The organism is Corallococcus sp. AB018 (assembly GCF_003986945.1).
GTDB lineage: Bacteria > Myxococcota > Myxococcia > Myxococcales > Myxococcaceae > Corallococcus > Corallococcus exiguus.
The window spans coordinates 1-17,965 of record NZ_RAWR01000003.1 but is presented as its reverse complement, the minus strand read 5'-3'; the positions used below and the strand labels follow the sequence as shown (position 1 = coordinate 17,965).

The 17,965-nt window shown below is 72.2% G+C and carries 13 protein-coding genes; 9 read left to right on the top strand and 4 right to left on the bottom strand.

Annotated features, from left to right (window positions below; all coding sequences use genetic code 11):
- Window positions 1–5 precede the first annotated feature (5 nt).
- A complete protein-coding gene (locus D7Y11_RS00895; protein ID WP_121754062.1) occupies window positions 6–1,010 on the bottom strand; it encodes a hypothetical protein in 1,005 nt (334 codons plus the stop codon).
- Window positions 1,011–1,418: 408 nt separating this feature from the next.
- Between D7Y11_RS00895 and D7Y11_RS00890 the strand changes: the two genes are divergently transcribed.
- Together D7Y11_RS00890 and D7Y11_RS00885 are read left to right on the top strand one after the other, a co-directional pair.
- Window positions 1,419–2,159: a PP2C family serine/threonine-protein phosphatase gene (locus tag D7Y11_RS00890; RefSeq protein WP_126932783.1), complete on the top strand. Its 741-nt coding sequence runs from the start codon at window positions 1,419–1,421 to the stop codon at window positions 2,157–2,159.
- 200 nt (window positions 2,160–2,359) lie between these two features.
- On the top strand, window positions 2,360–4,183 hold the full coding sequence (locus tag D7Y11_RS00885) for a methyl-accepting chemotaxis protein (protein ID WP_126932782.1): 1,824 nt from the start codon (window positions 2,360–2,362) through the stop codon (window positions 4,181–4,183).
- Window positions 4,184–4,306: 123 nt separating this feature from the next.
- On the opposite strand, the gene D7Y11_RS00880 is transcribed toward D7Y11_RS00885, so the two are convergent.
- Window positions 4,307–5,071, bottom strand: a complete 765-nt coding sequence (locus D7Y11_RS00880; RefSeq protein ID WP_120575906.1) for an SDR family NAD(P)-dependent oxidoreductase — start codon at window positions 5,069–5,071, stop codon at window positions 4,307–4,309.
- A gap of 118 nt (window positions 5,072–5,189) precedes the next feature.
- Between D7Y11_RS00880 and D7Y11_RS00875 the strand changes: the two genes are divergently transcribed.
- Window positions 5,190–6,194, top strand: a complete 1,005-nt coding sequence (locus tag D7Y11_RS00875; RefSeq protein WP_126932781.1) for a DUF1028 domain-containing protein — start codon at window positions 5,190–5,192, stop codon at window positions 6,192–6,194.
- Between the two features lie 49 nt (window positions 6,195–6,243).
- Window positions 6,244–7,425, top strand: coding sequence for an acyl-CoA dehydrogenase family protein (locus D7Y11_RS00870; protein WP_126932780.1), 1,182 nt, complete (start codon window positions 6,244–6,246; stop codon window positions 7,423–7,425).
- 79 nt (window positions 7,426–7,504) lie between these two features.
- On the opposite strand, the gene D7Y11_RS00865 is transcribed toward D7Y11_RS00870, so the two are convergent.
- Window positions 7,505–8,410: a DUF2058 family protein gene (locus tag D7Y11_RS00865; protein WP_126932779.1), complete on the bottom strand. Its 906-nt coding sequence runs from the start codon at window positions 8,408–8,410 to the stop codon at window positions 7,505–7,507.
- Between the two features lie 106 nt (window positions 8,411–8,516).
- Between D7Y11_RS00865 and D7Y11_RS00860 the strand changes: the two genes are divergently transcribed.
- The 3 genes from D7Y11_RS00860 (at window position 8,517) to D7Y11_RS00850 (ending at window position 10,794) form a co-directional block, all read left to right on the top strand.
- A complete protein-coding gene (locus tag D7Y11_RS00860) occupies window positions 8,517–9,554 on the top strand; it encodes a hypothetical protein (protein ID WP_120575910.1) in 1,038 nt (345 codons plus the stop codon).
- Window positions 9,555–9,758: 204 nt separating this feature from the next.
- On the top strand, window positions 9,759–10,304 hold the full coding sequence (locus D7Y11_RS00855; protein ID WP_126932778.1) for a hypothetical protein: 546 nt from the start codon (window positions 9,759–9,761) through the stop codon (window positions 10,302–10,304).
- A 154-nt stretch (window positions 10,305–10,458) separates the two neighbouring features.
- The gene (locus D7Y11_RS00850) at window positions 10,459–10,794 is read left to right on the top strand and encodes a hypothetical protein (RefSeq protein ID WP_120575912.1); all 336 of its coding nucleotides are present in this window, start codon (window positions 10,459–10,461) and stop codon (window positions 10,792–10,794) included.
- A gap of 13 nt (window positions 10,795–10,807) precedes the next feature.
- Here the strand turns inward: D7Y11_RS00850 and D7Y11_RS00845 are convergent, their stop codons facing one another.
- Complete coding sequence (locus tag D7Y11_RS00845; RefSeq protein WP_126932777.1) at window positions 10,808–12,328, bottom strand: peptidase M3; 1,521 nt, start codon at window positions 12,326–12,328, stop codon at window positions 10,808–10,810.
- Between the two features lie 133 nt (window positions 12,329–12,461).
- Here D7Y11_RS00845 and D7Y11_RS00840 point away from each other — a divergent pair, with 133 nt between their 5' ends.
- Both D7Y11_RS00840 and D7Y11_RS00835 read left to right on the top strand, forming a co-directional pair.
- The gene (locus tag D7Y11_RS00840) at window positions 12,462–13,400 is read left to right on the top strand and encodes an RluA family pseudouridine synthase (protein WP_120575914.1); all 939 of its coding nucleotides are present in this window, start codon (window positions 12,462–12,464) and stop codon (window positions 13,398–13,400) included.
- 77 nt (window positions 13,401–13,477) lie between these two features.
- Window positions 13,478–17,965 (top strand): lipopolysaccharide assembly protein LapB (locus D7Y11_RS00835; RefSeq protein WP_126932776.1); only part of this gene is annotated, 4,488 nt, incomplete at its 3' end.

The following is a 17,965-nucleotide window of genomic DNA, read 5'->3' as shown; positions in this document are numbered from 1 at the left end:
AGGGCTCAGGACTCGAGCGGAGGCGGCGGAGGCGTCTGGGCCGCGTCGACCTCCACGAGGTCGGCGTCCTGCACATCCTCGATGTCCGCCGTCGCGTCAGCGGGCTCGGCGGCCACCACCACGCTGGGCTCCGGTTCGGAAGCCGCGTTCTTGCGGGCCTCGGCATAGGCAGCGGCGTAGGCGGCCTCGGCCTGGACGGCCTCCATCGTGAAGTCGTCCGCGTCCGCGAGGAAGTCATTCGACGAAGGAGCGCTCGGCGGCGCATCCGCTGACAGCGCCTCCGGCCCGCTGTCCTCCAGCGTGGCCAGGAACGCGCCCGAATCCTCCGGCGCACCGGACACCTCCAGGCCCTCCGCGTCTCCAGACGCATCCGGAGCCGCGTCGTCCATGTCCAGGTCGTCGCTCAGCGCGGCCAGCTCCTCGTCGCTGAGGCCGGACAGGTCACCGGACTCCAGGAGGAAGAGCAGGTCCTCCGCCTCCTTCGAGGAGGCGGTGCTCGGCATGGTGTCCAGGTTCTGGAGCTCCCACTCGGCCGCGTCGGGCGACAGGATGTCGGAGGGGTCCAGGGACGGATCCGCCGGCGAGGCCTCCGCGCGGCGCTCCGCCTGCTGGAAGTGGCGCGCCTGCATGAGCGGCGTGGACATCTGCGGCGTGCCCAGCCGCTGGGCGTACGCGGGCGCGGCGGCCTCGAAGGTGCTCTCCCCCGCGAAGGTGCGCAGGTGGGGGTTCTCCAGCAGCGCGGCCCGGGCCTCCGGGTCCTCCAGGCCCGACGCGCGCCCCCCGGCCTCCGAGGACGGGCCCGACGTCAGCCCCAGGTCCTCGAGCAGGGCACCGGCCAGGTCGCCGTCGGCGTCCGCCTGGAAGTCGCTCGAGTCGGAGAAGCCCCGCCGCACCGGCTCCACCGGCGTCATGGGCTGCTGCTGCACCGGGGCGGTGACCTCCAGCTCGGAGGAGATGGACCAGGCCCGGGACGTCGAGATGCCAGAACCCACTCGGCGGATGGATGTCATGGTTCTCCTCGGGTGATGGCCCGCAGGTCGGGCAGCTCCTGCATTGTCCGCTGGGGCCGGCAGGAGTTGCTAGGGGGACGCGAGTGGATCCCCATTGGCCACAATGCCCGATATCCTACCGGCGCCCATGACTCCCACCCTTGCTCCACACGTGGACGCCAGTCCCGCGTCCTCCCACGAAGCCCGCCCGGGCCTTCGGGGTGTCACGCCCGTTGAAAAGTCGCGGCGGGACGGGGTGGAGACGACCGCAACGTCGGTCCGCGGACAGGGGAGTGCGGGTGCGCGGCGAGAACGCGCACCCGGGCGTTCTCCAGAGGCGAGAACCCCATGGGGGAACCCCGGGCATGAAGCGACCGGGCCGTTGGCCTCCCGTTTGCTGACCGGGAGCCCAGCCAGGAGGCGGTGGTGATGAGATTCGAGTGCGCGGGGCAGACCCACATCGGGCGGCGCCCGCACAATGAAGATGCGTACTGCGTGCTGCCCGAACGCGGGTTGTTCGTCGTGGCGGACGGCCTGGGGGGCCAGGAGGGCGGGGAGGTCGCCAGCCAGTGCGTGGTGGACACCTTCGCGGGGTTCAGCGACCGGCTGGACCGCGACCGCGACGGCACCTGGCCGGACGCGGTGGATCCCGCGCGAAGCCGCGAGGAGAACTACCTGGCCGCGTGCACCGCGCTCGCCCAGCGCACGTTGCGCGTGCGCCGCGTGGGCAAGCTCAAGGAGATGGCCTCCACGGTGGTGGCGCTCGCGGTGGGGGAGCGCAGCGCGGCGGTGGCCCATGTGGGCGACAGCCGCCTGTACCGCCTGCGCGAGGGCCAGCTTGAGTCGCTCACGCGCGACCACTCGCTCATCGAGGAGCTGCGCGCCGCGGGGCGCGAGCCGCCCGGCAATCCGGCCAACCTGCGCCACCTCATCACCCGCGCCCTGGGCACGGAGAACGCGGAGCCCACCGTGCAGTGGCTGGAGACGCAGCCCGGGGATGTCTTCCTCCTGTGCTCGGACGGCCTGTATGAGCCCCTGGGTCCAGAGGTGATGAAGGAGCAGCTGCACGCTCCCTCCGCCCAGGCCGCGTGTGACGCGCTCGTGACCGCCGCGTACGAGGCCGGTGGCCGCGACAACATCACCGCTGTCGTACTGCGCGTGGCGGCCTGAACGTCTACCCACCGCGTCACGCGCTGGGAGTGCGCGGATGATGAACCCCACAGGTCGGTCCTGACCGCCGACCCGACGCGATGGGTCCGCCCGGACGGAGGGGAGTCACCCTGCACAGGGACTTCAATCCTTCTCATCTTCCAGGTTAATCTGGGGGCTCCCCCTCGCGTCTCCCTCCCCCCTCCGAGCACCCGTTGCGTATGACGCTCAGCCTTGCCGCGCGCCTGACCGCGGCCCTTACCGCCGTTGTCATCACCCTCACGCTGTTGACCGTGACGTTGATGGGGTTGTCGCTGCGCTCGCGCGTGGAGTCCGAAATGGCCTCCGCCCTGACGCGGGACGCGACCCGCTGGCAGGCGTTGAAGGACCAGGAGTTGCGCGTGCTGACGGAGTTGGGGCGCGTGGCGGCGGCCAACCCCGCGTTCACGGCGGCCTTCGCGGAGGACCATTCGGAGACGGACGCCCTGCTGAACGAGCACCGCACGGTGCTGGGCGTGGACCTGATGGCGCTGGTGGGCGTGGACGGGACGGTGCTCGCCTCCTCCGGTGAGCGGACCCTGCCGGGCATCGACAAGGTGGTGCGCCAGAAGGGACAGGTGGTGCTGCCGGCCACGGGAGTGCCCCTGTTCGCGGTGGCGCAGCCGCTCCAGTCCAACGGCGTGCCGGTGGGTTTCCTCGTGGTGGGCGCGGAGCTGGGCGGAGAGGAGCTGCGCCGCCTGGGCGAGGGGAGCGAGGACCTGGAGGCGTTGCTGCACGCGGGGCCTCGGCTGGTGGCGAGGTCGGTGCACGCGGTCCAGGCGAAGGCGCTGTTGGCCGCGGCGGGCGCGGGCGGAGCGAACGGCGCCGAGGTGGACGTGGGCGGCGTGTCGCTGCACGTGTCGCGGGTGGAGGTGGGCGAGGGCCTGGAGCTGGTGCTGGCGCGCGGCGCTCAGGCGGAGTGGGCGCGGATGCGCGCCACGCTGATGGAGGTGTTGGGTCTGGGGCTGTTCGTGGCGCTGGTGGCGGGCGGGGGCGTGTTCCTGCTGGTGCGCCGGATGATGGCGCCCCTGGGCGCGCTGACGGCGGCGGCGGCGCGGGTGGTGGCGGAAGGAGACTTCAGCAGCACGTTGGACATCCACTCCAAGGATGAGATTGGCCAGCTGGCCTTGTCCTTCGGGGACATGATGGCGCGGCTGCGCGCGGTGCTGATGGCGCTGAAGAACTCCGCGCACGAGCTGGAGGCGACGGCGCTGGAGCTGGCGAACTCCGCGTCGGACCAGAACCTGGCGGTGACGCGGCAGGCGGCGGCGCTGCACCAGACGCAGATCGCCGCGCGGCAGCTTCAGGAGAGCTCGCGGGCGGCTGCGCAGCGGGCCACGGGCGTGCTGCGCGACGCGGAGAAGGCGGGCGCGGTGGGGCAGGCGGGCGAGTCCGCGGTGGCGGGCAGCGTGGGCGGGCTCACGCACATCCGTTCGCAGGTGGAGCGCATCTCCAACACGGTGTCGGAGCTGCGGCAGAGCACGCGGCAGGTGGGCGACATCACCGGCACGGTGAAGGACCTGGCGGACCAGTCCAACGTGCTCGCGTTGAACGCGGCCATCGAGGCGGCGCGCAGCGGCGAGGCGGGCCGGGCGTTCGCGGTGGTGGCCCGGCAGATGCGCTCCCTTGCGGACCAGTCCGCGACGGCGACAGCGCGCGTGCAGTCCATCCTGGCGGACATCGGCCGCGCCATCTCCGAGGCGGTGCAGACGAGCGAGGGCGGCACGCGCGAGGTGGAAGGTGGCCTGGAGCAGGCGCGCGCGGCGGGAGAGAGCCTGCGAGCGCTGGCCGAGGTCATCCAGAACAACAGCGTGTCCGTGAAGAGCATCGCGGACATGGTGAGCCAGCAGGACGCGGGCATCGCGGAGCTGTTCGCCGCGCTGAGCGACCTGACGCGGCTGGCGGATGAGACGGTGGAGCGCGTGGCCACGAGCGCCGTGGCCGCCGCGCGCCTCACCACCGCGTCCCACGAGGTCAGCAACATCGTGGAGCAGTACCGCCTGTGACGCCGTGAAGGCGTCGGGCCAGTGACGGCCCGGCGCGCGGGAGCCCGCGATGCCGCGCGGCGTATCGCTCCACTCGAACGGTGACGCCAGGCACGTGACGGCCCGGCGCGCGGGAGCCCGGCGCTACGCCGCCTCGCCGCCGTCGATGGCGTAGGCCGCGCCGGTGATGGGCGCCGCCGCCTCCGACGCGAGGAAGAGGCACATCGCGGCCACCTCCTCCGGCTGGATGATGCGGCCCATGGCGCTCATCGCGGCCAGGGCCTCGCGGGCCTGTTCCTCGCTGCGGCCTGTCGTCTTGGTGATGGCGGCCGTCGCGCCCGCGAACATGTCCGTCTCCACCCAGCCCGGGTTCACGATGTTCACGGTGACGTTCTTGCGCGCGTACTCCACCGACAGCGCGCGCGTCAGCCCCAGCAGCGCATGCTTGGACGCGCAGTACGCGGACGTGTACTTCGCCCCGCGCGTCGCGGTGATGGAGCCGATGTTGATGACCCGGCCGCCGCCCGCGGACGCCATCGCCGGCATCAGTTCGCGGCACAGCAGGAAGGGCGCCGTCACGTTCACGGCCATCACCTTCGCCAGGTCCGCCGTGGACGTCTTCGTCAGCGGCGCGGACACGGTGATGCCCGCGTTGTTCACCAGCACCCGGGGCGTGCCCGCAGCCAGCACGGTCTTGCACGCCGCGAGCAACGCGGACTCATCCGCCACGTCCACCGTGAGCGTGCGGATGCGCTCGCCGCCTTCCTTGCGCAGCGCCTCCAGCGACTCCGCAGAGCGCGCCATCGCCCAGACGTCGTAGCCCTCGCGCGCGAACGCCAGGGACACCGCGCGGCCAATGCCCCGGCTGGCGCCCGTCACCACCACGCTCTTCGTCGTCTCGTTTGCCATGGCCGGACAGCATAGGGCCCTGCGCGCGGGACCGGGCGGAAGGTGCATGGCGAAATGCATCAATTGCGCTTCCGGGGACTCTTCCAGACATCAACCACTGCATCGGAGTTCCCTGCACATGAAGTCCTTCAAGCGAGGCCTGCTGGCCGCTTCCTGCCTGATGTTCGCGTCCACGTCCGCCCTCGCGGCGGCGCCCACCGGCCGCGCCAACCCGCGCCTCCTGGGCACGCGCGCCATCGTCGCGTGCGACGCCGTGGAGAAGTCGTGCGGCGTGGCCAGCATCTCCTTCCCCTCGGGCATCAGTGGCCTGGTGCCCTACGGCCGCCCGGATGTGGCGGTGGCCTCCATGTTCTATCCCTCGGTGGATGACGCCGAGGCGATCATCGCCCGCACCGACGCGGGTGACACGGCCCAGGCCGCCGTCGACTACGTGTTCACCGTGGATCCGTACGCGGACTACCGGCAGCTCGCCGCGGTGAAGCTCAATCCCGATGGGACCATCACGGTGGGCCAGCGGACCGGCGCGGAGAGCGCCTCGCAGCGCTGCGCGGTGAAGGGCGCGACCTTCGTGGTCCAGGCCAACAACCAGACCACCGCCACCATCTGCGCCGCCATGGCGACGGGCTTCCAGCAGGCCACGGGCAGCCTGCCGCAGCGGCTGCTCGCGTCGCTCAAGGCTGGGGCCAGGGTGGGCGGTGACAACAACGGCGAGCGCTCCGGCGTCATCCGCGTCTGGAACTCGGAGAACGAAGCGGTCTTCTACACGAAGGTGCTCGCGGACGCCGTCGTGCACGGCAGCAAGCACGCGCTGAAGGAGCTGGACGTGGAGATGAACCGCTACCAGGCGGGCGTCGCGGCGCCGTACGCGTCGGACCTCATCTTGCTCGACAAGGAGACGGCGAAGGTCGTGAAGCGCGTGCTGCACAAGCTCGGGTACTACGACGGCCGCATGGATGGGAGCTGGAACGACACCGCCGAACAGGCGCTGTATGACTTCAACTGGAACAACAGCTTCTTCCTCAAGCCCACCGTGGTGGTGAACGGCCAGCGGAAGATCGACGGTCCGCTGGTCAACTTCATGCGCGACGCGGACCTGGAAGCGCTCGCGCCCGCGACGCACTGAGGCACCGGTGGTTTGACGGCTCCCGCATGGCGACGTCAAGCTCGCCGCCATGCCCCGCGCCGACATCACCGACCTGTTCCGCATCGACGACCTGCTGTCCGCCGAGGAGAAGGCCGCTCGCGACGCGGTGGCCCGCTTCGTGGACGCGGAGGTGCTGCCCATCATCGGCAAGCACTTCCGCGACGGCACCTTCCCCGCGCACCTCATCCCGGGCCTGGCGGAGCTGGGCGTGCTGGGCGCGAACCTCCAGGGCTACGGCTGCGCGGGCATGAACACCGTCAGCTATGGCCTGGTGTTGCAGGAACTGGAGCGCGGTGACTCCGGCCTGCGCAGCTTCGCGTCCGTGCAGGGCTCGCTCTGCATGTTCCCCATCCACGCCTTCGGCAGCGAGGAGCAGAAGACGCGCTTCCTGCCGGGCATGGCGAAGGGACAGCTCATCGGCTGCTTCGGCCTCACCGAGCCCGACTTCGGCTCCAACCCCGGCGGCATGCGCGCCCGCGCCCGGAAGGACGGCGACAGCTGGGTGCTCAACGGCACCAAGGCGTGGATTACCAACGGCTCCATCGCGGACGTCGCGGTGGTGTGGGCCAAGACGGACGACGGCGGCCCGGAGTCCGTGCGCGGCTTCCTGGTGGAGAAGGGGATGCCCGGCTTCAGCGCGCGGGAGATTCCCGGCAAGTTCTCCCTGCGCGCATCGCTCACCAGTGAGCTGTCCTTCCAGGACGTGCGCGTGCCGGACCGCAACGTGCTGCCCGGTGTCGTGGGCCTCCGGGGACCGCTGTCGTGCCTCAACAATGCGCGCGCGGGCATCGCGTTCGCGGTGACGGGCGCGGCCATCGCGTGCTTCGAGGGCGCGCGCGAATACGCGCTGTCCCGCACCCAGTTCGACGGCAAGTCCATCGCCGGCTACCAGCTCACTCAGGAGAAGCTGGCGGACATGCTCCAGGAGATCGTCAAGGCGCAGCTGTTGAGCCTGCGGCTCGCGCGCCTCAAGGACGAGGGCAAGAGCAACCCCGTGATGGTGAGCCTGGCCAAGCGCAACAACGTGAAGAGCGCGCTCGACATCGCCCGCGTGGCCCGGAGCATCTACGGGGCCAATGGCATCACGGACGACTACCCGCCCGTGCGCCACATGCTGAATCTGGAGAGTGTCTTCACCTACGAGGGCACCCACGAGGTGCACACGCTGGTGCTGGGCAAGGCCATCACCGGCATCGACGCGTTCGGCTGAGACGAGCGCGGACGTCCGGTGGAAGCCGCGCCTCCCCTCGCTCCCGGATGGGAGGGAGGGGAGGGCACGGGAAGGAACATCAGGACTGGGGGTTGCCTTCGCCGTTCGGCTCGGAGGCAGGCTCGCCAGGGGACTCGGACGACGGCTCGGACGCGGTGGCCTCGGCGGACGCCTCGCCCTCCTCGGCACCTTCCGCGGAGGCTTCGGGCTCGTCGGCGACTTCCGGCGCGGTGCCGGAGGCCTCGGCGGCCTGCTGCGCCTTGAGCTCCTCGTCGTTCATGAAGCCGACGGGGTTCTCCTTGCGGTTGAAGAAGCGCACGGCCTTGGCGGACAGCGCGTACATCTGCTCGGCCGCGGCGGAGGGCACCAGCGAGTGCTCGATCTGCGCGGGCTCCGGACGCTCCACCACGCCCAGCTCGCCGTCCTCCAGCTGCTTGGCCTGGGCGGGGCTCAGCTCCATGCGGCGCAGCTTTCCCTTGCGCGTCATGAAGTAGAAGGCCGTCTCGCCCGGCTCCTGGGGCACCTGGGCGCCGAGCACCAGCTCGCGCAGGGCGCGGTCCAGCTCCACCTGCTTCTTGGACTCGGCGCGCTGGTAGGCCTTGGAGCCCGGCATGGGCGGCAGCTTGGGGATGGGCTTCTCCGTGGGCGTGCCCGGACGCGCGCTCGCACCGGACCCGCCCTGGGGACCGCCCCGGAAGCCTCCGCCCTGGCGCGGCGGACCGCCCGCACCGTGGCGCGGGGGACCTCCGGCGCCGCGCGGCGGACCGCCACCGCCCTCACGGCGCGGTGGACCTCCGCGGTCATCACGGCGCGGCGGGCCTCCGGCTGTCCGATTCTCATCACGTCCGCGAGGGGCCGGGGCGCGTGGAGCGCTCCCCCGGCTGTCCTCCTGGCGCCTTGGCGCCGAGGGCGTGGAGTCGGACTTCTTGGCCTCCTCCTCGGAGACGAGGCCCGCTTTCAACAACTTGTCTCGCAGGTTCTGCATGGGTTGGGCGTTCTATCCCTTGCACGGCCGCACGCAAGCCACCGCTTGCCGCTCCTGTCCCCCCCACGTAACTTGCCGCCCCCGCCGTCGTGGTCGTGGAGGTTCCGTGAGAAGTCTGTCGAAGTCCGCCGCCCTCGCCCTGGTCCTGGCAGCCACTGGCTGCTCAGACCCCGTCGACAAGGCGGCCAAGGCCCGCATCTTCTCGGCGGAGGACCCTCCGAAGGTGGTGGCCTCGGCGAAGGAGAAGCTGCCGCCGGAGGACGTCGCGGACAACCCCCAGGTCTCCCGCCGCATCCTGGGCATGGACGCCGCGGAGGTGACCGAGCGGCTGGGCCCGCACTTCTTCCAGTCCACCCTCAGCTACGAGTGGGCCGGCCCCAACGGGAACAACCCCGTGAAGCTCACGGAGACGCGCTCCTTCCGCGCGGGCCCCGGGGGCGTCAACGGCGACTTCCACGGCGTCCTGGAGAACTCCCGGGACCAGGGCCTGGAGGTGATGCGCGTGAAGGGGCAGGTGTTCGCCCGCAACCGCTACGGCCCATACCGCCAGCGCCTGCGCGACCGAGGCATGGCCGAGCGCACCCGCACGGAGCTGACGGGCGCCATCCGCGACTTCGACAGCCTCTTCCAGGGCCGCATCAAGCTCACCCCCGCGGGCACCGTCACCCACGAGGGGCGCACCGCGTGGAAGTACAACGTGTCCCTGGGCTCGCCCCTGGAGGGCGGCACGCCGAAGAAGATGCCCGCCGCCTTCACGCCCAAGAACGCGGACGAGACGACGAAGCGCCGCGCCAACTTCTTCTCGCACCGGCTGCCGCGCTCGCTGGAGGGCGAGGTGCTGGTGGACTCGGTGACCTCCGTCGTCCTCAAGGCCCGGCTGGACGGGCGCATCGGCGTGCCCCAGGAGAAGACCCCGGAGGCCGCGGAGCTGCGCATGACGCTGGAGTCCTCCCTGACGGAGATTGGCAAGGACCCCGCGCTGCAGCCGCCCCAGGACTTCCTGCCGGACGCGGACAAGCCCCAGGGCATCGCGGACGCCATGGACCACTTCGGCATCCCGCGCACCAAGGCCGGGGACTCACCCGCCACTCCAGGCGCCGCGGCCGGCGCCCCCGAGCCGGAAGACGAGGCCGAGGGCAACTGACTCAACCCCGCTGCGCTCATCCGAGCCTCCAGGCCGTTGGAAGCCCTACGGTTTCCGGCCTGGCGGCCCGGGAGGGGAGCGCGGCCCTCGGGGGCTGTGACGGCCGTGTCCTGCACGGGCCGCCGCCCCCGCCCGGGCCTTCCCGCAAGTGCCTGACGCTGCTGGGGAATCCCCCTGGCCCTGGCCTTGCTCTCACGGGAGGCCATGTTCCGCTCCGCCCTCCCCCTGGCATGTGCCGGGCTCGCACTCCTGGCGACCCCGGCCCTCGCCGAACCCGTCCGCAACCTGGGCATCACCGTCGCACCGCTGGGGGCCTACGTGCTCCAGGGCGACGCGGAAAAGGTGCGCACGGTGGGCTACAGCGCGGGCCTGGGCTGGGCGTACCGCAAGCCGGGGGCGGTGCTGGAGGTGGGCGGCCACCTGGCGTCCAGCCGGCACCTGACGGAGGTGACGCCCATGTCCGTGCGCGTCGTGCCCCTGGGGGACACCCGGGTGCGGCCCTTCCTGGGAGTGGGGGCCAGCATGCTGGTGCCCCACTCACGCCCCCAGCCGGTGGCCCCGGACGCGCTGGGCAGCCGGGTGCTCCAGCTGGGCTTCGAGCTGTGCGGCGGCGTGGGGGTGGAGCTGGGAGAGAACCTCTTCCTCTCCGCCGAGGCGCGCTACCAGAACTTCTCCTCCAGGGGCTCCCCTTTCTCCGGGGAGCGACAGAGCTTGCGCTCCACGTTCCTGGGTCTGGGGATGCACCTGTAGCTGTAGCGGGTGGGGCGGGTCGCTACAGACTGGCAGCGGCCTGTTGGAAGAAATTTTGACGGCCCTCTTGCGTCCTCTACAATCCTCGTCGGTTGCGGCCCAGACGCATCTGACATGCTCGGGTGTTCAGGCGTGCACAACGAAGGGAGCGGAGATGGAGCGCAAGGTCGGAAGTAGCACGTTGACCGCGAAAGAGGTCAAGGCGGCGCTGGAGAAGTCCACCACGCTGACGGCCGAGGAGGAGAAGGCCCTGCGCATGCGCCATGGCGCGGGCGCTCCCAGCAAGAGCGCGCCGCTGCCCCGCGCCGCGGGTGCGAACGCGGAGCTGGCGGATGAGCTGCTCGTCATCGAGATGCAGCTGATGAAGGCGATGCGCGCGCGCACGGCGGCCAAGGCCACCAAGGCGCCCGCCGCGGTCCCCACCCGCGAGGCTCCGGCCAACGCGGCGAAGGACAAGATCGTCCGCGCGCTGCGCGCCAAGAAGAAGTAGGGGGCCGTACTCCCTACTGGTTGAGGATGGCCACGAGGCGCGCTCCCGCCTCGGGCAGCGCCAGCGGCGTGCCCGAGACCTCCGTGGCCAGTCCCTCCGCGTCGGCGGCACCGCCGCGCGCGAAAAGCCCCTTGAGCCAGGTGAAGGCGGAGGGGTTGCGCCAGAAGTCCTCGTTGAACCGCTCCAGCAGGTGCGCGGTGAGCCGGGTCTCCAGGGCCCACGCCCGCAGGTAGCGGGTGACGTAGAGCTGCGAGTCCACGTCGTGCAGGAAGAAGCCCGGGTGCGGCTGCGCGAAGAGTGCGCGGCGCTGGCCGTCGGCGTACTCGTCCGCGCGGTCGGCGGAGGCGCCCTTGGTGCTGAGCGACAGCTCGTAGGACAGCTTCGCGCAGTGGCGGCGCAGCACGGCCAGGGCCTGGAAGGCGCCCATGCGCACGACGTCCTTCGTCGTGCCGGACGGCAGGCCCAGGTAGCGCTTGAGCCAGGGCGGGGACAACAGCAGCCGCTCGAAGGTGGCGGCGTACGCTTCCGTCACGGAGGCGTCGCCCAGGCGGCGCAGCTCCATGGGGGCGTCCGCGTCCACGTGGGCCAGGTGCCACGCGTGGCCCAGCTCGTGGAGCAGGTCGCCCAGCGCGTCCATGCCGCTGCGGGGCTGGACGACCAGCCGGATTTCGTCGGGCACGCGCACGGCGGCGACGAAGGGGCGTGACGCCTTGCCGGGGCGGGACTCGTCGTCCAGGCGGATGCGGCCGCCGGCCTCGGGGTGGAGGCCCCAGTCGGACAGCCAGCGCATCACGGCGGGGACGGTGTCCTCGCGGCGGAAGTGCGCGTCCATCCACGGGGCGCGCAGGGCGTGCTGCACGTCATGGCGCCGCGCCTCGCCGCCGGGCAGCGGGCGCAGGGTGGGCTCCAGCTTGCGCAGCACGTAGGCCAGCACGTCGCGGTAGGCGTCCTCGGTGCGCTTGAGGGTCTCCGCTGCGGCCTCGGCCAGCTTGCCCGCGTCGATGCCGGTGACGTCCTGGCGCAGCGAGGGGTAGTCGGGGAAGCCCAGCACCTCCGCGGCCTGGAGGGTGGCGTCGCGCCGGTCTCCATAGGGACCCCGGTGGTCCCAGAGGAAGTTGCCGGCGCCGCGCTCCAGGAGGGCGCGGCGGGAGCGGTTGGACTCGCGCGGAATCTGGGACAGGGCCTGGGCGAGGGACAGCGTCGTGTCGTCCGCGGGGATGTGGGAGCGGGCCTCCAACGCGACGACGGCGTCCGCCGCGGGCAGGGCGAGCGACTCCTCCACCTGGGTGGCGATGAGCTCGCGCACCAGCCGGATGCGGCGGACGGCGACGGGGTCGTCCTTGCCTTGCGCACGGGCGAGCGCCTCGTTGGCGGCGGCGAAGGTCTCCGGCGAGGACAGCTCCGGGAAGGATGCGTAGAGGCGTGCGACAGGGAGGTCCGGGGAGAGTCCGGCGCCGTAGCGGTACTGGAGGGTGGCCAGCTCGGCGAGGAAATCATCCAGCCGCGACCGGACGGAGAGCAGGGGGCGGTCCATGGCGGCGCGGAAGGTAACAGGAAGCCCGCGTCACGGCAGGGAGCACGCGCATAGAGTGTCTCGCCATGTCCTCTGCCTTCGTTGCCCGGCCGCATGCCCCCCTGGAGTCCCTCCTCGAAAGGGGCGGCGCGCGATGAAGCGCCGGACGTTCCGGGCGGAAGGGGCGCACGTGGGGCGGGCCCTGGTGGAGGCGGTGGCGGCGGAGCTGGCGCTGCCGGTGGCGGACGTGCGGCGGCTGGTGGACGTGGGCGCCGTGTACGTGGCGGGGCGGCGCGCGCGGGACGGGGCCGTGAAGCTCCAGGCCGCGCAGGTGGTGACGGTGGTGCTGGAGGAGGCAGGGCAGAGCCCGCTGGAGGTCCCGAAGCCCACGGTCCCCCTGCGCGTGCTGTTCGAGGACGCGGACGTCATCGCGGTGGACAAGCCCGCGGGCCTGAACGCGCAGCCCACGGAAGGCCGCGTGGGCGGAAGCCTGGTGGACCTGGTGAGTGAGTACCTGGGTCGGCAGGCGGGGTTGGTGCACCGGTTGGACCGGGAGACCTCCGGGGTGACGGTGTTCGGCAAGACGGCCGCCGCCACCTCCGCGCTGGCCGAGGCGTTCCGGGAGGGCACCGCGCGCAAGCGGTACCTCGCGGCGACGGGTCCGGGACTTCCGGCGGGCGGTACGGTGGACCTGCCCCTGTCGAAGGACCCGTCGAGGCCGGGGCGCTGGCGGGCGACCCGCGCGGCCAATGGCGTGCCCGCGTGGACGGACTACCGGACGCTGTTCGCGGGGGAGGCGTTCAGCCTGGTGGAGCTGCTGCCCCGGACGGGCCGCACGCACCAGCTCCGGGCGCACCTGACGGCGCTGGAGCACCCCATCCTGGGGGACTCGCGCTATGGCGGCGAGGGGAGCGCGGGGGGCCTGATGGCGCCGCGTTGCCTGCTGCACGCGCACGCGCTGGAGCTGGGGCATCCGCGCACGGGCCAGCCGCTGCGGTTGGAGGCGCCGGTGCCGGACGACATGCGGGCGTTCTTCGAGTCGGCGGGCGTGCGCATTCCGGAGGGGCCCATCGTGGCCGCGGACGCGTCCTGAGAACCTGGAAAACCCGGGCCCTGTGCTGGCGGACAGGATGCCCCCGTCGCGCGCATCGTGTGTAGACTGGGGGCTTCATGGGTGGCGGGAGACACGGCAAGGGCCCACGGACGCCGGAGCCCTCCCTTCGCGGACCGGAGCTGGGCTCGCGAGGAGAGGACGTGCGAGGCGCGGTGGCCCGGATCTGCCGGGACGCTGCTCGGCTGCTCCAGGAGGGGCAGGCGGCGCGGGCGTATTCCGGCCTGGTGTCCGCCAGCCGTTCTCTTCCGATGACGCCCCGGCTCGCGGCGGTGCTGGTCCGGTGCGCGCTGAAGGCGGGCACGGAGCGCGCGGTCATCACCCTGCTGGACGCGGCGATGGTGACGGAGCGGGGCGAGGTGCGCCGCGAGGTCCGCCGTCAGCTGTCGCGGGTGTTGCGGCGCACGGGACAGGAAGCGCGCGCCGCGGCGGTGCTCAACGGGTTGTTGATGGACGCGCCCGACGACGCCAGGGCCCGCTTCGTGCTCGACGTGCTGCGCGAGCGGGTGGCGAAGGCGAAGTCGGTGCCGTCGCCGCAGCTCCTGGCGGAGGACGAGGAGTCCCGGACGAAGACCGTGGAGGTGTCCGCGCTGGCGCTGTCGGATCCAGAGCTGGGCAACACGGTGGTGGAGATGCCGGTGGTTTCGGTGCCGGCCGCGCCAGCGTGGGCTCCCCGGGCCGCCACGGTGCAGGTCCCGCTGGGTGAGTGGGCGGAACAGGCACGGCCGGCGTCGCGAGGGCCGGAGTTCCCCTGGGATGACGACGGGCCGGGCAAGGCCCGGGTGGTGACGCCGCCGAGGGGCGCGAGGACCGTTCCGGAGCCGGTGGTCGTCGAGCAGGAGGCTGGCGAGGAGGCACCGGACACGGTGCGCCCTGGCGCCGCGGTCGTGGGGGCGTCTGACATTCCGGCGTCAGCCGCTGCGGCCTCGGGTGCATCGTCGGCCGTGGATGAAGCGCCACGGGTGGAGAGCGCTGCTGGCGAATCGAACGCTTCGTCGTCAGGGAACGCCTCGGATTCGTCCGCGTCCGTCGTCGCACCGTCAAGTGCACCGCCCTCCGCGACCGTGCCTGATCACGTCATCGCGGCGTTGAGCGCATTGATGTTGTCGGGCTCGGCAAAGGCGCCTGAGCGCATCGAAACGGCACCGTCGTCAGCGGAGGCTGCCGAGCACGTCGGTGGAGCAGCATCCTCGAGTGAGACGCAGACGCCACTGCTCCCGGACACGGCGGCAGCGTCCGAAGTGAAGGCCGTTGCGTCGACGACCGAAGCGTCGTCGTCGGATGCGGTGCGGACACCCGATGAGAAGGTTGAGGTGTCGACGCCTGCTGCCGCGCCACCCGCCTCGCCGGTATTCGAGTCGACGCAGGTCTTCGGCAAGAAGCTCGAGGACGCGCCGCCTGCCGATGCCGCACTCGACGAAAAGCCCGCGCCACGGAATCCATCCGAGGAGACCCCGGCCGCGATAACGGCGGCACCCTCGAAGACCTCCGCTCCTGACGCGTCGGCATCGGAGCGGATGGAGTCGCGTTCGCCTGTCGCGGTGCTGGTGCCGGGTGCACCTTCCAAGGCTTTCGACGAAGACGAATCGACGTCGGAGATCGTCCCGCCACGTCCTTCCGAACCGGCCGCTGAAGCGCAAGCCAAGGCATCCAGCGAGAACGCATCGGCCTCGAAGAATCCGCCCCCACGCCAGCCGGATGCGGACGAAGCGACGTCGGAAGTGAACCCTCCGCGCCCGTCCAGCGCGGTGCTGGTGCCGGGTGCGCCAGCGATGGCGTTCGACGACGACGAGGCGACCTCGGAGATCATCCCGCCCGAGCGTGCCGAAGCGGAGAAGGGCGCTTCCGCGTCAACGCAGTCCCGTGATGGGAAGCCATCCGCTCCGCGACGGGCTTCCGTGCTGGTCCCCGCCACTTCGAAGCCCGCGTTCGACGAGGAGGAATCGACTTCGGAAGTCGTCTTCCCGCAGGCGGATTCCACCGCGCAGGCCGCCCCCGCGGCGCCCCGGCGCGACTCCACGCGCGTCCCCTCGGTGAAGCCCTCCGAGTCCCCGGCTTCGGATGCACCTGCTTCGGCACGCACCGCGGACGAGGGCTCGGAGCGGGCCCAGTCCCAGCGTCAGGAGGCCCAGCTCATCGCGCGCAGTGCCTGGCGCGAGCTGGCCCAGCTGTACCTCAAGCGCGCGGACCGCGCGAAGGACGCACCCGAGCGCGCCGAAGCCCTGACGCGGCTCGCGGAGGTGATGGAGAACGAGCTCCAGGACTCCGCGGGCGCCGCGCGCATGTACCGGGAGATCGTCGAGCTGACCGGTGAGCGCACCGCGTTGCGTGAACAGGTCCGGCTGTTGTCGCAGCGGGAGGACGCCTCGCTCGTGCGCCGTGCGCTCGATGACGCGATCTCCCGGGCGAGGACCTCGCGGGCCCGCGCCGTGGCCCTGCTGACTCGAGGCGAGCGGCAGCTGAACATGGGCAACCCCGCGAAGGCGCGCGAGGACTTCGAGGCGGCGGATGCGCTCGTGGCCGGAATGCTGCCCGTGCTCGCGGGGCTGGTGCGCAGCGTCTCCGACGACGAGCGCTTCGCCCAGGTCGAGCGGCTGCGCGCCGCCTGTGCCGCCGCGCCGCGCCGCGCGCCGGATCGCCTGGAGGCGCTGCGGGTGCTCGCGAAGACCGCGGAGGAGTCCCTGGGAGACCTGCGCATCGCGCAGTGGGCCTGGGCGGAAGTGCTCGCGGAGAGCCCGGACAATGAGCAACCCCGGGAGCACCTGCTGGCGCTCGCGCGCCGCCTGGGAGACCTGCCCGCGCTGAGTGCGTTGCTGCACGCGCAGCTCGCCCGCGAGCCTCGGGGGCCGGCCGCGCGCAAGGCGCACCTGGAGCGCATCGCCACACTGGAGGCGATGGGCGACGCGGGCGCGGCCCTGGCGGAGCTGCGCCAGGCCGTGCGCTTCGAGCCGGGGCACAAGGAAGCCTGGCTGCTGCTCGCCGACCGCTGCACCGAGCGCGAGCAATTTGGCGAAGCCGCCTGGGCGCTGGAGAACGCGGCCACCGCGACGGAGGAGGACGAGGAGCGACAGCACACGTGGGAGCGGCTCGCGCTCTTCTGCCGCGAGGTGCTGAACAACACCGAGAAGGCCCGCCTCTACGCGCGCCGCGCCGACAGTCTGCGCAAGTCCCGCGAGCAGCGCGCCCGTCCGCCGTCGCCGGAGCCCACGCGTCCGGCGTCCTCGCAGGCTGGCGGGGTGCCGCCGCCGTCGGTGCTCGTCGCTCCGCCGGTCGCCACGGGCCGGGTGCCTGCTGCGAAACAGCGCAAGGACCTGTCCGACGAGGTGACATCCAACACGGATGTCCCGTCGCTGCTCCAGGCGGAGGAGGCCGCGTCCGCCAACGCATCGGAGAAGCGTTCGGCCGGGGCTTCAGGTGCCAGCGCGACTTCGCGCAAGGGACGCGGCAACGCGGCAGCGCAAGTCGGCTCGACGAACACGGCAGGCGAGGAACTCGAAGCGGCTCCTGGCAACAAGAAGCGAGGGCGCGTGGGGGCTCGGAGTGACACGGCCGAGCGCGCGTCGCGGAAGGAGTCAGAGCGAGGCGCGGGAGCGTCTCCATCCGCGTCGCAGCCTGGGAAGGCCCCCTCGGGAAGCCATGCTCCGGTCGCGAGCGCCGCCAAGGCCCCTTCAGGACGGCACGCGTCGGTAGGCGACACCGCCCAGGGAACGGAAGCGCCGCGCCGCCCCGTATCCGGGAAGGCTCCGGTGGGAAGCCCTGTGTCCCTCGCGGATACAGTGCCGGGCGCGGAGGTCGACCTCCCGCCCAAGGCCCCTTCGGGACGTCACGCTCCAGCGAGCGCCGCATCGTCCTCCACGGAAGCACCTCGGCAACCCAAGGCGCCCTCGGGACGTCATGCCCCGGTAGGAACCGCACCGGTCCCTACGGAAGCCGCACGCCAGTCGAAGGTCCAGTCCGGCAGCCACGCGCCGGTTGGTAGCTCAGCGCCGGGCGCGGACGCCACGCGCCAGCCGAAGGCTCCGTCCGGTCGTCACGCTCCCGTAGGCGCAACGGCATCCAGCGCGGACGCCACGCGCCAGCCGAAGGCGCCGTCCGGCCGTCACGTCTCGGTCGCGAGCACGCCACCGGAAGCGGAGCCACCCCGTCGCGCCGCGAAGGCGCCAGCGGAGAGCCCTGTCTCCCTCGCGGAGTCCGCCCCCGCTCCCAGCGGCATGTCTCGGGCCGCGAAGCCGTCTCGCGGCGGCTCGGCCCAGGAACCCGGCCCGACACCGGACGCCGCAGCCTCCGCGCCCGACCGCAAGCCGCGAGCCGCCACGGCGCCTCCGCGCGAAATGACCACGGCCTTCGGAGCATCGCTCCCGCCGGACGCGGAGCCCGAAGCCCCAGCGTCGCGCAAGGCCGCCACCGCCGCGCCCACCCCCGAGGACCACGCCCGCTCCTCCAAGAACGCGGGCACGCAGGTCCGCGAAGCCCCGTCCCGCGTGGAACGCGCCCCGCGCGCCGGACACGCGCCCCGGGTCCCTCTATCCGCCAGCGGCGTGGAGCCC